Source organism: Propioniciclava sp., from assembly GCF_047602245.1.
GTDB lineage: Bacteria > Actinomycetota > Actinomycetes > Propionibacteriales > Propionibacteriaceae > Propioniciclava.
On sequence record NZ_JASGHT010000001.1, the window covers coordinates 2,916,671 to 2,931,878 of the forward strand.

Genomic DNA, 15,208 nt, shown 5'->3' on the forward strand with positions numbered 1-15,208 from the left:
CGGAACACTCAAGGAAGAGCGACCCATGAACACGAGAAATATGCGCCGTGAGGGGCTGGCGCGCCAACGGCCGTTGATTGCGCAGTTGACGCTGGAGGAAAAGGTCCATCTACTGACCGGTGAGACCGCATTCACCCTGCCCGGGAACGACAGGATCGGACTGGCGCCGCTCGCGTTCTCCGACGGGCCTACCGGCGTGCGCGGACTGAAATTCGCCGGCGGCGAGGCGGTCGCGCTGTTCCCGAACGCGACCCTGATCTCCGGTTCATGGGACGATGCGATCGCCGAGGAGGTCGGCGGGATGCTGGCCGATGAGGCGCATCGGCAGGGCATCCATGTCGTGCTCGGGCCGACGATCAACCTGCATCGCTCCCCGCTCGGCGGACGGCTGTTCGAGGCCTACTCCGAAGACCCGTACCTCACCGGCCGCAGCGCGGCCGCGTATGTGCGGGGCATGCAGGAGCGAGGCGTGGCGGCGTGCCTGAAGCATCTCGTGGCGAACGAGTCCGAGACACTGCGCAACTTCGTCGACTCGCGCGTCAGTGAGAAGGCGCTCCGTGAGGTGTACCTGCTGCCGTTCGAGATGGCGGTGCAGGACGCCGACGCCTGGTCGATGATGGCCGCCTACAACGACATCAACGGGACGACGGCCACCGAACATGCCGAGATCCAGCAGCGCATCGTCAAGGACGAGTGGGACTGGGACGGGCTCATCATGAGCGACTGGTTCGCCGTGAAGAGGACCGTGCCGTCGGCCAACGCTGGGCTCGACCTGATCATGCCCGGCCCGGACGGTCCGTGGGGCGACCGGCTGGTGGCGGCTGTGCGCCGCGGTGAGGTGGCGGAGGCGACGGTCGACGATCACCTCGACCGGCTGCTCCTGCTGGCTGAGCGCACCGGCGCACTTGAGGCGTCCGGCACCGGCGAACGCGATGATGAGGCAGACCTGCCGCTTCCCGATTCAGCCGAACGGCGCGAACAGCTGCGCCGGATCGCCATCCGCGGCATGGTGCTGGTGAAGAACGAGGGCGGCCTGCTGCCGTGGGACGGCGCCGGACCGGTCGTGCTGGCCGGACGCCATGCGGTGGACACTCAGGGAATGGGCGGTGGATCCGCTCACGTGAACCCGCCCCACCTCACGAGTGTGGCGGACGCCCTCCGCGCACGCCTGGGCGATCGCGTCGGCGTCGTGGACGGAGTGGAGGTGCGCACGCGTCCGCTGCCTGCCGAACTGGGGTTCGTGACCGATCCGGTCACCGGCGAGGACGGCATGCGCGTGACGTTCTTCGCCGCTGATGGACGCGAGATCGCCACGAGACACGAACCTGGCACGACGATCACGGTCGGGTTCGACGATGACTTCGAGGAGAAGCCCACCGCCGTCGAGGTGACGGTGCGTCTGCGCAACCACGATGGCCCGGTGCGTGTGGGCGGCATCGCGAACGGGGTGCTGACGCTGACCGCCGAGAACGGCAAGGTCATCCGCCGCGAGATGCCGATCACGACGGTGGAGCCGGCCGAAGCCATGCTGCGCCCGCCCTCGTTCGTCGAGACGCTCGACCTGCCCGCAGGCGCCTTGCTCACGCTCCGGTTGGAGATCGAGCGGGTGAACTGGGAGGCGTTGTTCGCGGCGAACCCTCAGCTCGACATCGCCGAAGAGAGCCACTTGCTGGTGACCGGCACGTTCGGCACCGTGGCCCTGGTCGCGGAGCAGCGCACCCGCACCGACGACGATGCGCTCGCCGAGGCGGAAGCGGCCGCGCGCGACGCCGGCACCGCGATCGTGGTGGTGGGTCTCACCGATGAGGACGAAACAGAGGCACACGACAAGCAGACGCTCGTCCTGCCCGGGCGCCAGGATGAGCTCGTCCGGCGGGTTGCGGCGGCCGCGGAGCGCACGATCGTCGTGGTCAATGCGGCGACGCCCGTCCTGATGCCGTGGATCGACGATGTGGATGCCGTCCTGATCGCGGGACTGCCAGGGCAGGAGGCGGGCGACGCGATCGCGGATGTGTTGCTCGGCGTTGCCGAGCCGACGGGCCGGCTGGTCACCAGCTATCCGCGCGCCGACGGCGCGACGCCCGCGTGGGAGGTGACTCCGGACGAGAACCTCGCGGTGACCTACAGCGAAGGGGTGGCGATCGGGTACCGCGGGTACTTCGATGGGCTCGCGCCGGAGCCGCTGTTCTGGTTCGGTCATGGTCTCGGCTATGGAACCTGGGGGTACGCGAACGCCCGGGTGTTGCCGGGCGAGGCGGAAGCACCGATCGTGCGGGTCGACGTCACGAACACCGGCGAACGTGCGTCGCACGAGGTGGTGCAGGTCTACTTCCGGCCGGCTGATCCCGCGCAGCCGATCCGGCTCGCCGGCTACGCAGGCGTCGATGTGGAACCGGGGCGGACCTCCGTGGTCACGATCATCTGTGACGATGGCCTGTTCCGCTCGTGGGATGAGGGCACGCACGGCTGGGTGCGCCTGACGGAGGGTGACCTTCTCATTGCCCGAGGACTCGGAGACATCCGGGCACGGCTCCGGACGTCCTGATCATCGGTGCTCGCCTGTGATGAACCCATCGGGGGTGTTGGCTGTACCCCCGATGGGTTCGCTCTCCTGCATTGAGCGCGAGCCTGATTCACTCGATTCGAGTTCGATCACCCGATCAAAGGAAGTCTTCCTTGTCACCCAGTACCCAGCCGGTGGCGGACGCCACCGCGCGACTCCCTCTCGTCACCTACGTCTTGGCGGCCGGCGTGTTCCTGATGGGCACCTCGGAGTTCATCGTCGCGGGCATCCTGCCCGAGATCGCCGCCGACCTCGGCATCTCGATCGCCCAGACCGGGCTGATGATCACGATCTTCGCGATCGGCATGATCGTCGGAACCCCCGCGATGGCCGCGATCACCTTGAAGCTGTCACGGCGCGTGGCCTTGGGATTGTCGTTGATCGTCTTCTCGGCCGGGCACGTCATCGTCGCCGCGGCCGGGGACTACACACTGATCCTGGCCGCCCGCTTCCTGACCGCGCTGGCCACCGGTGGGTTCTGGGCGGTCGCCGCGGTGGTGGCGGCGCAGACCGCAGGGGTCGCCATGGCATCGCGGGCCGTCGGCATCGTGCTGGGCGGCGGCATGGTGGCGAACGTCCTCGGCGTCCCGCTCGGCTCGTTCGCCGGGCAGGCGATCGGATGGCGCGGACCCTTCTGGGCCTTGGCCGTCCTCGCCGTCGTGGGTGCGTTCGCGGTCTACCGGTTGATCCCGGCTGATGCTCCCGGCCAGACCCCGCCCTCGCTGGCGTCGGAGTTGAAGGCGCTGCGCGACGGCCGCGTCCTGCTGGTGCTGGCGTGCTGTGCGGTGGTGACCGGTTCAGCCTTGACGGTGTACAGCTTCATCTCGCCGCTGGTCACCGACGTCGCCGGGCTGCCCAACTCCGCGGTGCCGCTGATCCTGGTCGTGTACGGCCTGGGCGCGGCGATCGGCTCCTATGTCGGCGGACGCGTCGGTGACCGCAACCCGTTCGGGTTGCTGTGGGGATCAGCAACCGCGACCTTCGTCGTCCTGGTTGCGCTGGTCTTCTTGTCTCGTGCGGCGGTGCCCGCGGTGGTGCTGCTGATCCTGCTGGGCCTGTTCGGCATGTCGACCAACCCCGTCCTGATCGGCAAGGCCGTCGGCTACGCCAAGGACGCCCCGACCTTGGCCTCGGCGATGTGCACCTCGATGTTCAACGTCGGCACCGCGATCGGCACCTGGGTCGCCGGCTTCGCGATCGAATCCTCGCTGGGCGCCACCGGTCCGGTCGTGGTCGGCGCCGTCATCGGCGTCCTCTACTTCTTGCCGCTCGGCATCCTCGCGAGGCATCCCCGTCGCTGACGTACCTGAAAAGGCCCGGCAGCCACCTGGCTGCCGGGCCTCGTTTCGGATGGCGCTAGCAGCAGTGGGGCTTCGGCACTTGGCGGTCGGCGGCGGCGTCCGGTGCCTTCCAGCTCGCCAGCATCTTCAAGCGTTCCTCGCTCGGGCTGCCCGGCTCGGCGGTGTAGAACGACAGGTCGTGCCAGGCGCGGCGTCCCAGTGGCAGGTCGACGGTTTGGTAGCTCAACTCGACCTCGCCGATCTCGGGATGGTGCAGTCGCTTGATGCCCTCGTGCCGGGAGCGGATCTCGTGCGAGGCCCAAAACGACCGGAACTCCTCGCTCATCGTGGAGAGTTCTCCGACGAGTTCGCGTAAGGCCTTGTCGTGTGGCTCGCGCCCGGCCTCGGTGCGCAGCAGCGCGACCGTCGCGCCGGCGCCTGATTCCCAGTCGACGAAGAAGTCGCGGGAGGTGTCGTCGAGGAAGAAGTAGCGAGCGAAGTTGGGGCGTCCGTTCACCGTGGTCGGGCTGTCGAACATGGGCGAATGCAGCGCCCGGCCGAGCGCGTTGGAGCCGATCACGTCGAGGCGTCCATTGCGGACATAGGCGGCCGACAAGGTGACCGAATCGAGCATCCACTGCACCTGCGGCGCCAGTGGTACTTCGCGGCGCCGAGTCGCCTGGCGATGCGACGGCTTGGCCGCGCGGGCCAGATCGAGCAGATAGGCGCGTTCCTCGTCGTCAAGGCGCAGAGCCTCGGCGACCGCGTCCAGCACCTCTTCGGACACCCCGCTGATGTGGCCCCGCTCGAGGCGGATATACCACTCGGTGCTCACTCCGGCCAGCACCGCGACCTCCTCGCGGCGCAGTCCCGGCACCCGCCGCCGGGCGCTCGTGGGCAGTCCGACCTGTTCGGGGGTGAGCCGTGCGCGCCTGCTGGCGAGGAAGCTACGGATGTCGGCGCGATTGTCCATGACACCAACGGTAGGCGCCGCCGGGAAGCTCAAGGAGGGAGAGGATATGCCCCCCTTGAGCGACCGGCCGGCTCACCTCAAGCAGTCGGTGTAGAACGCGACGATCTTGTCGAACGGGATCAGGGCGGTGTCGTCGTACAGGTCAATGTGACGCGCGCCCGGGATCACGACGAGTTCCTTCGGCTCTGCGGCCTGGGCATAGACGTCCTCGCTGAAATAGCGGGAGTGTGCCCGGTCACCTGTGATCAGCAGGATCGGGCGCGGCGCGATGTCGGTCAACCAGCGCAACTCGCCGAAATTGATGTGCGCTGCCTCACTGGTGATGGTGAAAGCGCCGATGGAGCGTGGATGATGGCCGCGCTCGGTGACGTAGTATTCGTGGAACTCCGCCGTGGTCGGAGAGAGTCCCTCGGGACGGAACTCCTTCGGGAACGGTGTCTGGAGGGCTGGGTGTCCGGCGTCCACGTCCGCCCAGCGTTGCGCGGCGATCGCCCGCAGTGGGGTGCGGCGGTCCTCGTCGGTGCCCTTGTTCTCCCAGCCGTTGCGCTTGACGCCGCTGATGTCGTACATCGCGGAGGTCACCACGGCTTTGATCCGCGGGTCGACCTGGGCGGCGGAGAGCGCGAATCCGCCGCTGCCGCAGATGCCCAGGACGCCGATGCGTTCGCGGTCGACATAGGGAAGGCCGCCGGCGTAGTCGACGCCGGCGCTGAAGTCCTCGGCGAATATCTCCGGAGAGGTGACGTGGCGTGGTTCACCGCCGCTTTCGCCGTTGTACGACGGGTCGAACGCGATGGCCACGAAACCGGCCTTGGCTAGTTCGTTGGCGTAGACACCGGGGCCCTGCTCTTTCACGCCACCGTGTGGAGGGCCGATCACGACCGCCGCGTGGGTTGCGGTCTCGTCCAGTGCCTTCGAGGTGTACAGGTCGGCCGCGATCTCAATGCCGTAGCGGTTGGTGTAGCGCACGGGCGTCCGAGTGACGTCGTCTGCGAGTGCGAACGTATAGCCGTCGTCATGCAAAGCCATGATGGGCGTGCTCCTTATTTCTTCGGTGGTGATGGGCGGTCGTGTGGCGTGCTCGCCGAGGGGGCGCCTGTGGGTTCTGCGGCTCAGGCGAGGGTGGCACCGACGGTGGTGCGGAAGGCGCCACGCTCGGCGTGGATGCGCCACAGGCGGTCGGCGAGGGCGTCCGGGGCGTACAGCGGATCCCCGCCACCGATGGCGCCGGGGATGATCAGTTGGCCGACATGGATGTTCTGCGGCGTGAGGGCCTCGTGCAGCATCTGGCCGTAGGCGGACTCGCCGGCGAAGGCGACCGACGTGCCGGCGACCTTGCCGTTGGGCCGAGCGGCGCTGGAACCGTTCACCAGCAGGATGGTCCCGCGTCCCAGCTCGGTCATGCCGGGGAGTACCTGCGTGATGGCCGCGGCCGGCGCAAGGATCGAGAACTCCGCGGCGGACGCGAGGTGCTCGGGCGTCGTCTCCAGGACCGGGCGTAGGAAGTCCTTGCGGGGGACCGGGCTGTATTGCAGCACCTCGATCGGGCCGAGTTCGCCGGCCGCGGTATTCAAGGCGGCGGTCAGGCCGTCGCGGTCGTGCACATCGGCGGGGAAGGCGGCGGCGGTCACACCGTGCGACGCGAGATCGGCGACGAGGCCGTCCAGTTTCTCCTTGTTACGCGAGAGGAGGGCGACCGCGAACCCTTCGCGCGCGAACCTGGCTGCGGTGGCGCGACCCAGTCCGGGACCGGCGCCGACGATGGCGATGACTGTCATACCCACGACGGTAGGCGCGATGCCGGTTGCGAGGGAGTTCCTCTGAGTACCCCGATGAGCAATGGCCCCTTGATCCGGACGGTCGCAAGAATCGACCACTCAACGGTGGTTGGGTCGCCCGCAACCACCGTTGAGTGGTCGATTCTTGCGACGCCGGGCGCGATCGGGTGGCTACGATTCAACCGATCGCGTCGAGCCGCGCCGGGTGCTTCTGCCGAGGTGCTCCGGACGCCGTATTCGCGCGAGGGAGCGAGGCTGGGATGAGGGTCCTGTTGGTGTGCGGTGGTGGGATGTCCACCAGCATCCTGGCGGTGCGGATGCGCAACGAGTGCGGGCCCGGCGATGCCGTCGATGCCGTGGGGCTGTACGAACTCGAGGCCAAGATCGACCACTACGACGTGGTGATGATCGGGCCCCAGATCGGCTTCGAGATCAAGCGCATCGAGGCGATCACCGTTCCCCGCCGCAAGAAGTTCGAGATCATCGAGCGGCGCACCTACGGGATGATGGACGGCAAATCCGTCATGGACAGGGCCCGCGCACTGTTGGCATGAACCCTGCCGGCCGTGCTCGTCCCCGGCCCGTCCGGGAATCCGGAGGGCCGGGGGACAAGGTGACTCACAGCGCCGACTCGGCCTCGCGCAGCGCACCGAGGAGGGACTCGATCACCCCGAACGACTCCGACGGCAGTCGCATGGCCGTCGACAGCGGAACGTCGACTACATCGTCGCCGAGCGGTCCGCCGGACACGGACGGATCATCGGCCGGCATCACCAGCCGCCGCACGGAGTCGCCGTCGCGGACGGTGACGATCGCGACGAGCGAGTCCGGCGGGATGGCGGACGACTCCCGCGGGAGCGTGGGCGCCTCGTCGTCGAACAGGCCGGCGTCGCGGGCGGCGGCGAAGACGCGCGCCGCGACGTCCTCACCCACGGAGCCTGAGGTGCTCTGCGGGGCCGGGGCGCCGGCGTCCGTCGCGGTCGCGAGTTCGTCCACGACCGTCCGCTCGGCGCTTCCGTCACCGCGCACGCTGAGGACGTAGTCGTAGCGTTCGCCCGGCGCCCCGCCGACCACCTCGAAGGTGACCTGGGCGCCCTCGGCGTCCGTGACCTCGGGGTCGCCCTCGGCGATGGACCGCAGCCGCGTCAGCACGTTGAGGCGGATGTCGGGCTTCAGGTTGTCGATGAGTTGCACCGTCGTCACCTCTGTCGTGTTTTCGCCGGGCTCGGGAGCCGCGCCCACCGGGGTGTGGCCGGATCGGTGGAAACCGCAGATCCGGTTGTAGAGACGGGCCACCGTCTCGGTGTTGTCGTCCATGACCGTACCCGTGCTCACCGGATTGCGGCCCGGGCAGGTGGAATCCGCGTACTCGTCCGGATGACCCAGCATGTGCCCGAACTCGTGGGCGGCGACGTTGCCGGTGTCGCTGGTGTCCCAGGTGGTCATGTTCGACCGGGCGAGGCCCTGTTGGACGCGCACGACGTGATGCGGGTTGGAGGTGACCCATTGCACGTCGAAGGTGATCGGCTGCTTGCCGCCGTTGGGTGCACGGCACTCGAACCGGTTCGACCAGGTGCTGATGATGCCGTTGCGCCAGGTGTTGCGCAGGGTGGCCAGCATCGCCGCCGAGATGCCGTTGTCGGGGTTGAGCTGGATTCGCACCGTGACCTGTGAGCCGGCCTGCCGGTAGGCCGCGGTCCATCCGTACACGCACTCGCTCACCCCGAACGACTGCTCGCCCACCGGTTCGACGGTGTGCTGCCAGTACTTCTGGTAGACGTTTCCGTCGGTGCCGCGGACGAAGACGTGCTCGTGATTGGTGCCCATCGAACCGAGGGTCGGCTTCGATGCGAGCACGCCGTCGGCGTGCTTGGTCCAGGGTGCCATTGGTTGTTGTGGTAGGCGCGTTGCCACAGCTTGTTGTCGTTGCCGCGGACGTAGATGTTGCACACGGTGTTGTTGCGCGAGATCGTCGCCAGCCCGCCGGCGAAGCCGCCGGTGGGGGCACCGAGGTTGAACCAACCACTCCAGCTCATGATGTCCTCCTTGCGGCCCGCCGGTCTGTCCGGCGTGGCCCTGTGTTCACCAGGAGCAACGAACCGGCCGCTTGATACCTCGGCGCGGGATGTGGCTAATCGAGGGCGAGTTCCATGTGAACGCGCCGGCCCTGGTGGAGGAGCCCCAGGCGCTCCTCGGCGGCGACGAGCGCGGCATGGAAGTGGTCACCGGGTGCCGGCCGTTCCTCAAACCCGAGGGCGGCGTAGAACGGCGCGTTCCAGGGGATGCCGGCGAAGGTGCGCAGCGTCATCCGCTCGAACCCGCGCGCGGTCGCCTCGTCGATAGTCGCAGCGACCAGAGCGCGCCCATACCCGCGCCGGGCGTGCGCGGCATGCGGTGACGCTACTCGATGGTCGAAATCTCATTCCAGATTCACGGCTGTGAGCATCACCCCTTGTCGCGGGAGGCCGCCTTCAAACTGGACATAGATTTCGACCACTCCTGCGGCGATCCCGCCGCCGACGGCATGTCGCGATCGGGCAAGGCCGCGGTACTCTCGCCGGAATCAGCGGGGCGGAGGTGACGCTCCGGCGCCGCGGCGGTGGCCGTCGGTGACTGATCCGGAACGAGGGAGGTCGCGATGACGCCCGAGCAAGACGCCCTGATCGATCGGCTCCGCCACCTCCTCGCCGGTCAGCCGGCGATGCGGGAGGTGTCGATGTTCGGTGGGCGTTCGGTCATGGTCAACGAGAAGATGATCGTCAGCGCCCTGAAAGACGGCGGCCTTCTCGTACGCGTGCCCGCCGAGCGGCACGACGAACTCCTCACCCGCCCAGGAGCAGCACAAGCCGAGATGGGGCCGGGCCGTGACATGGGACCGGGCTGGATCGAAGTCGCCGCCGGCACCCTCGCCGATGATGAGGATCTTGCCTTCTGGGTCGAGGTCGCCCTGGCGCACAACCGGACGCTGACCAGCTGACGCATGCCGACGGCGCGCTTGTCAGAACTCAAGCAAGCTGCCTCGGCTTGCCCGGTCGGCGCTTTGGCTCAGTGGGTCGCCAGCAGGACGCCGACGAGCGCCACCACGCTGACCAGGACCGTCGACAGGGCCGCGAGGACGAACGGCCGGATGCCGACATGGGTGAGAGTGCGCACCTTGATCCCGCATCCGAGCGCGAACATCGCGGCCGACAGCAACCAGGTCTGCGCGAGCGCGCCGGCCTCCGGCACGGCCGGCGGCAACGGAACGAAGGAACGCAGGCCCACTATGGCCACAAAGCCGACGACGAACACCGGCACCAGCGGCGGCAACGTTCCGCCCACCTGACCGGACGCCGACCCGGCATCGCGCCCGGGATCGCCGGCCCCGCCGAGCGGACGAGTGCCGCGAACGGCCTGCCGCTCCCGGACGCTGAGGACGGCCGCGACGGGCGCGAGCAGAAGCACTCGGCCTAGCTTCACGACGACGGCCACGGCCAGCGCGCTACCGCCGATGGCCTCCCCGGTGGCCACCACCTGAGCGACCTCGTGAAGGGAGCCGCCCGCCCACAACCCGGCCGTCACCGAATCCAGGCCCAGCAGCCCGGCGAACAGCGGAAGCAGCGGGATCATCAGCGTCCCGAAGACCACCACCAAAGCCACCGCGGTCACGGTGTCCTCCTCCGCCCGCTCGTCCGGGTCGGTTACGCCGGCGACCGCCGCCACGGCGGCGGCGCCGCAGATCGAGAAACCACATGCGATCAGGAGGGTGAGCCCCTCGGGCACCTTCAGTGCCCGCCCGATCAGCACGGTGCCGGTGATCCCCGCCGCCACGATGCAGACGATGACCACCATGAGCGGCAACCCGAGCCCGACGATGTCGGTGAGCGCCAGCTTCAGCCCGAGAAGCACGATGCCCGCCCGCAGCAGCTTCTTCGACGAGAAGGCCACTCCCGGGCTGATCCACGCGGGAAGGGTGAGCGCGTTCGCGGCGAGCGCGCCGAAGGTGATGGCGAGGATCAGCGGGCTCACCCCAGGAAGAAGCAGGGTCAGCAGGTAGGCGACGCCCGCCGCGGCCAGGCACAAGGCGAGCCCTGGCGCGATCACGGCCGTGGGCGAGGTGGACGGACGCGGGAACGTCTTCAACAGCGGCACCCCACCATGCTTGTGGGAACGGGGGCCGGCCGGTAGACGGCAATCCGCACTCAGGCCATATGATCGTGATATGGCTTACGGCCTTCCCAACCTTCAAGCGCTCGCCCTCTTCGTCGCCGTGGTCGACGAGGGCAGCCTCGGCGCCGCCGCACGCAAGTTGGGCATGTACCAGCCGAACGCCAGCCGGATGATCGCCCAGCTGGAGGCCGAGGCGAACGTGCCCCTGCTCGAGCGGCACCCGCGCGGCTCGCGCCCCACCTCCGCCGGCCTGATCTTCGCCGCCCACGCCAGGACGCTGCTCGACAGCGCCCAGGAGTTCACCGACTGGCTGCAGCACGCCCGCGAGCACGGCGTGATCGACTTCCACCTGGGCGCCAGCATGACCATCGCCGAGAACCTGCTGCCGGCCTGGCTCGCCGGCCTGCGACGCATCGAGCCCCGCGTTCGCGTCGACGTGCAGGTGCTCAACTCGACCCAGGTCATCGAGGGGGTCGGTGAGGGACGCCTTCCGCTTGGCTTCATCGAGACCCCGCACCTGCCCCGCGCGCTGCACACGCAGGTCGTCCGGCACGACGAACTCGCCGTCGTGGTCGCCCCTCATCACCCGTGGACGGCCCGGCCCGGCGGGGTGACACTGCGCGAGGTGGCGGCCACGCCGTTGGTGGTGCGCGAAGACGGCTCCGGCACCCGGGATGCGTTCGAGGAGTTGCTGGACGGTCTGCCGCTGGCCGAACCGGCGCAGGTGCTGTCGAGCAACGCCGCGGTGCGCGTCGCGGTCGCGGCGGGAGCGGGGCCGGCGGTACTGAGCCTGCTGGCGGTGCGTTCCCAGCTCACCACCGGTGAGTTGCACCGGGTGCCACTACGGGACGCCCACCTGCGGCGTCCGCTGACTGCCGTGTGGCGGGGCCGGCGCCAGCTCCGCGGCACGGCCGCGCAACTGGTGGGAATCGCGAACCGGCCCCGGTGACCGCGGGCGCGGGTTTACTGTGGTCGCGGCGTCCCTCAATGGCGTGGACGCCGGAGCGGAGCGAGCGATGCGGGACGAGAAGGCATCCCTTGCGGGTACCGGAGGCGAGGGTGACGCCGAGTTTGCCGAGATGAGAACGGGCGAGGTCCACCGTGGCCGGCCCGATGAGCCGCGCGGCGTCGAGTTCGTCGAGGTGAGCACGGACGCCGGTGCCGTGCGGGGGCGCTGGCGGTCCACCACCGGCGGGCGCGGGCTACCTCGTTCGGCAGCCTTTCTCGGGATTCCGATCGCCGAGGCGCCCGTCGGCGAACTGCGTTTCGCGGCGCCGGTTCCCAAGGCGCCCTGGCAGGGGTGCCTCGACGTGCTCGACTACGGCGCGACCGCCCAGCGCGGTGATCCGGGCATCACGCTCATTCCCGAACCGTCCGTCGAAGGCTCCAGCACGCTCAATGTGAACGTCTTCACGCCCACACCCGGGGCGCCCGCGGAGAAGGCGCTGCCCGTCCTGGTCTGGATTCACGGAGGCGGGTTCACCGCCGGATCGCCGGCGAGCCCTTGGTATGACGGCCGCAACTTCAACCGGGACGGGGTGGTGACCGTGACGATCTCCTACCGGCTCGGCTTCGACGGCTTCGGCTGGATCGAGGGCGCCCCGTCCAACCGGGGCGTCCGTGACTGGCTGCACGCGCTCGAATGGGTGCAGCGCAATATCGCCGCCTTCGGTGGGGATCCAGGCCGGGTCACCATCGCCGGGCAGTCCGCGGGCGGGGGAGCGGTGCTCACCCTGCTCGGCATGGAGTGTGCGCAGCACCTGTTCCACGGCGTCTATGCGATCTCGGGTGCCGTCGCCGACGTGCCGGTTGCGCGGGCGCGGGCGTTCAGCGAGGGGCTCGCGCGCGAGGCCGGGGTCGAACCGACCAGGGCCGGCTTCGCCTCGCTGCCCGAGGAACGGATCCTCCAGATCCAGAAGAAGGCGGCCGACCTCGGCCCGGAGGCGCTCACCGAAGTGGTCGAGAACGGTCTTCCGCTCGGCCCCGTGGTCGACGGCGAACTCATCCTCCGGCCGACCGCCGAATCCCTCCGCCAGGGGATCGGCGTCGGCAAACCGCTCGTCCTCGGGGCGACCGACGACGAGTTCACGATGGCGTTCACCCAAGCCGAGGACGCGTTGCGCTGGGTTCCGCAGTTCCTGCTGCTGAAGAAGCTCGGTCTTCGCGGGAAGGTGCGCCCGCAGTACCTGCGCGACAACTCGGACGTCGCCGCGCTCGGCAAGGTGCGTCTGGCCGGACGGCTGCTGACCGATCGCATGTTCCGCGTCGGCGTCCTCACCACCGCCGCCGCGCGCGGTCAGGCGTCCACCTGGGTCTACCGGTTCTCCTGGCCGTCCGGCACCTTCGGCTTCGCCGAGCACTGCGTGGACGTGCCGTTCTTCTTCGATTGCCTCGACGGTCCCGCGATGGAACCGCTCGCCGGGCCGAACCCGCCCCAGGCGCTCGCGGACGAGGTGCACGCGGCGGCCGTCCGGTTCGTCACGCACGGCGAGGCGGGGTGGCCGCGCTACGACGAGGAGACCAGGATCAGCCGCGTCTACGACGTCCCGTCCCGCGACATGCCGGACGCCTACGCCTCGGTGGCCGCACTCGTTTCGTCTCCTGCTTGAGTGACTCGTGGCGCGTGGCCGGCGCCCCCACGAACGAAGATGTCGTGGAGGCGCCGATCGGAGGGTGGTCAGCAGGGGTGAGTGATCAGGACGGAGGTTCGGCGTCCAGGTTGGCGGTGTCGGGCTTGATGCCTGCGCGCCTGTTCAGGGCCTGCGCGATGAAGAAGAGCGCGGTGCCGGCGATGATGTAGCCGCCGCCGATCATCCAGGTGATGGTGCTCTGCTGGGTGAGCAGGAGGACGCTGGCGATCAGCGCGAGGATCGACACGATCTTGGGTGCCACGAAGTGCTGGTGCGCGACCTTGTCCTTCTTCAGGATCAGCGCCGACAGGTTCGCCGAGATGAAGACCAGCACCAGCAGCAGCACGGTGGTGTCGGCGAGCATGCCGACGTCGCCGATGAAGCTCATCCCCATCGTGACGGCGCCGACGACCAGGATGGCGACCCACGGGGTGCGGCGGGTGGGGGCGATCTGCCCGAAGACCGGCGGCAGCAGGTGCGCCTCGGCCAGGCCGTAGGTGGCCCGGCTGGCCATCACCATGAACAGCAGGGCGCCGTTGCCGATGGCGACCAGCGCGATGGCGGCGAACAGCCACGGCGGGAAGGCGATGCCGGAGGCCTTGATTACTTCGAGCAGCGGTCCCTGGGAGGCAGCGAGCTGATCGGTCGGCACCACGATGCCGGCGCTCAGCGCGATCAGCAGGTAGACCACGCCCGCGGTCAGGATCGCGCCGAACAGCGCCTTCGGGTAGGACTTGGCCGGGTCCTTGACCTCTTCGGCCATGTTGGCGGCGGCCTCGAAGCCGAGGAACGAGAAGAAGGCGGTGATGGACGCCGCGAACGCGCCGCTCATCGCCGGGACGCCTTCGGCGAAGGTAGTGGCGCGGCTGAGGTCGCCGCCGCCTCCGCCGATGACCAGGGCGGCCACGACGATGATGATGACCAGGCCGCTCATCTCGATCAGGGTGGCTCCGACGTTGCCATCAGCGATTCCTTGACGCCGCGCAGGTTGACCGCGATCAGCAACGCGATGAAGCCGAGGGTGACCGGCACCGGCGGAACGCTGACCAGCGCCTGCAGGTAGTCGCCCGCGAACGCGTTCGCGAGCGCGGCGGCCGTGGTGATGCCCGAGGACAGCATCAGAAAACCGATGAGGAACGTGATGTAGGGCTTGTTGAATGCGCGCTCGGCATAGCGTGCGGCGCCGCCGGCATGGGGGTATTTGGTGATCAACTCGGCGTAGGTTCCGGCGGTGAGCAAGGCCAACACCAGGGCGATCAGCAGAGGCACCCAGATGGCGCCGCCGACGTCCTGTGCCATGCTTCCGACCAGGGTGTAAATTCCTGCTCCGAGAGTGTCGCCGACGATGAAGAAGAACAGCAACAAGGTGGTAATGCTGCGTTTCAGGGTCGTCTTTTCACCGCTGGCGGGTCTTTCCATCAAGTCCGTCATGAACACGACGGTCCCACGGATGAGGAGCCCGGAATAGGGCGCTGACGCACCTGAAACGCAGAGTTGACGTGGCTGTTACGCAGCGAGCCCGCAGAGCCTCCCAGCGCTCGGCAAGGCCGGGCTCGGGCGAGTTGATCGTGGCGACGGTGCCCGCCACCAGCCTCACGATGTGGCGTCGCTGCCCAGGCCGGCGAGCAGTTCGTCGGTGCGTCCCACCAACGCGGGCGCATGGGTGCGTGCCTTCATCTTGGGGCGGACGCCTAGGTGGTCCTGAATCACCTGCTCGATGCCCTGCCGGATCAAACTGGCCTGCGACAACCCTGACGCCGTCGCCGAAAGTGCCGAGATTGTCACACGAATCATCTCGGTCAGCCGCTCCGGCGACGATTCGTGTGACGTATTCG

General features: G+C 68.8%; 14 protein-coding genes and 1 pseudogene. 6 read left to right on the forward strand and 9 right to left on the reverse strand.

The annotated features are described in order from the left end of the window. Nucleotides 1-25 precede the first annotated feature (25 nt). Together QM708_RS13855 and QM708_RS13860 are read left to right on the forward strand one after the other, a co-directional pair. On the forward strand, nucleotides 26-2,545 hold the full coding sequence (locus tag QM708_RS13855; protein WP_415109693.1) for a glycoside hydrolase family 3 C-terminal domain-containing protein: 2,520 nt from the start codon (nucleotides 26-28) through the stop codon (nucleotides 2,543-2,545). 131 nt (nucleotides 2,546-2,676) lie between these two features. Further along, the gene (locus QM708_RS13860; protein ID WP_415109696.1) at nucleotides 2,677-3,864 is read left to right on the forward strand and encodes an MFS transporter; all 1,188 of its coding nucleotides are present in this window, start codon (nucleotides 2,677-2,679) and stop codon (nucleotides 3,862-3,864) included. Between the two features lie 55 nt (nucleotides 3,865-3,919). On the opposite strand, the gene QM708_RS13865 is transcribed toward QM708_RS13860, so the two are convergent. The 3 genes from QM708_RS13865 to QM708_RS13875 form a co-directional block, all read right to left on the reverse strand. Beyond that, a complete protein-coding gene (locus QM708_RS13865) occupies nucleotides 3,920-4,816 on the reverse strand; it encodes a helix-turn-helix transcriptional regulator (RefSeq protein WP_415109699.1) in 897 nt (298 codons plus the stop codon). Between the two features lie 72 nt (nucleotides 4,817-4,888). Further along, nucleotides 4,889-5,845: an alpha/beta hydrolase gene (locus tag QM708_RS13870; RefSeq protein ID WP_415109702.1), complete on the reverse strand. Its 957-nt coding sequence runs from the start codon at nucleotides 5,843-5,845 to the stop codon at nucleotides 4,889-4,891. Between the two features lie 83 nt (nucleotides 5,846-5,928). Beyond that, nucleotides 5,929-6,594, reverse strand: a complete 666-nt coding sequence (locus tag QM708_RS13875) for an SDR family NAD(P)-dependent oxidoreductase (protein WP_415109705.1) — start codon at nucleotides 6,592-6,594, stop codon at nucleotides 5,929-5,931. A 260-nt stretch (nucleotides 6,595-6,854) separates the two neighbouring features. Between QM708_RS13875 and QM708_RS13880 the strand changes: the two genes are divergently transcribed. Next, nucleotides 6,855-7,148: a hypothetical protein gene (locus QM708_RS13880; protein WP_415109708.1), complete on the forward strand. Its 294-nt coding sequence runs from the start codon at nucleotides 6,855-6,857 to the stop codon at nucleotides 7,146-7,148. A 64-nt stretch (nucleotides 7,149-7,212) separates the two neighbouring features. Here QM708_RS13880 and QM708_RS13885 read toward each other — a convergent pair whose 3' ends face one another. Both QM708_RS13885 and QM708_RS13890 read right to left on the reverse strand, forming a co-directional pair. Next, nucleotides 7,213-8,481: a hypothetical protein gene (locus QM708_RS13885; protein ID WP_415109711.1), complete on the reverse strand. Its 1,269-nt coding sequence runs from the start codon at nucleotides 8,479-8,481 to the stop codon at nucleotides 7,213-7,215. Between the two features lie 244 nt (nucleotides 8,482-8,725). Further along, nucleotides 8,726-8,971: pseudogene (locus tag QM708_RS13890) on the reverse strand (GNAT family N-acetyltransferase); the annotation flags it as partial. A gap of 261 nt (nucleotides 8,972-9,232) precedes the next feature. On the opposite strand from QM708_RS13890, the gene QM708_RS13895 reads away from it, so the two are divergent. Further along, complete coding sequence (locus QM708_RS13895) at nucleotides 9,233-9,571, forward strand: TfoX/Sxy family protein (protein WP_415109714.1); 339 nt, start codon at nucleotides 9,233-9,235, stop codon at nucleotides 9,569-9,571. A gap of 68 nt (nucleotides 9,572-9,639) precedes the next feature. Here QM708_RS13895 and QM708_RS13900 read toward each other — a convergent pair whose 3' ends face one another. Beyond that, nucleotides 9,640-10,725, reverse strand: coding sequence for a YeiH family protein (locus QM708_RS13900; RefSeq protein ID WP_415109717.1), 1,086 nt, complete (start codon nucleotides 10,723-10,725; stop codon nucleotides 9,640-9,642). 70 nt (nucleotides 10,726-10,795) lie between these two features. Between QM708_RS13900 and QM708_RS13905 the strand changes: the two genes are divergently transcribed. Next, nucleotides 10,796-11,692 carry a LysR family transcriptional regulator gene (locus tag QM708_RS13905; protein WP_415109719.1) on the forward strand — a complete coding sequence of 299 codons (897 nt, stop codon included), beginning with the start codon at nucleotides 10,796-10,798 and terminating at the stop codon, nucleotides 11,690-11,692. A gap of 130 nt (nucleotides 11,693-11,822) precedes the next feature. Next, nucleotides 11,823-13,352, forward strand: coding sequence for a carboxylesterase/lipase family protein (locus QM708_RS13910; protein WP_415109722.1), 1,530 nt, complete (start codon nucleotides 11,823-11,825; stop codon nucleotides 13,350-13,352). An 85-nt stretch (nucleotides 13,353-13,437) separates the two neighbouring features. Here QM708_RS13910 and QM708_RS13915 read toward each other — a convergent pair whose 3' ends face one another. From QM708_RS13915 to QM708_RS13925, 3 genes are all read right to left on the reverse strand, one after another. After that, nucleotides 13,438-14,307 (reverse strand): APC family permease, encoded by an 870-nt coding sequence (locus QM708_RS13915; protein ID WP_415109725.1) that lies wholly within the window; start codon nucleotides 14,305-14,307, stop codon nucleotides 13,438-13,440. Nucleotides 14,308-14,312: 5 nt separating this feature from the next. Then, nucleotides 14,313-14,804 (reverse strand): APC family permease, encoded by a 492-nt coding sequence (locus QM708_RS13920; protein WP_415109728.1) that lies wholly within the window; start codon nucleotides 14,802-14,804, stop codon nucleotides 14,313-14,315. Between the two features lie 162 nt (nucleotides 14,805-14,966). Next, on the reverse strand, nucleotides 14,967-15,158 hold the full coding sequence (locus tag QM708_RS13925; protein WP_415109731.1) for a hypothetical protein: 192 nt from the start codon (nucleotides 15,156-15,158) through the stop codon (nucleotides 14,967-14,969). Nucleotides 15,159-15,208: the final 50 nt, after the last annotated feature.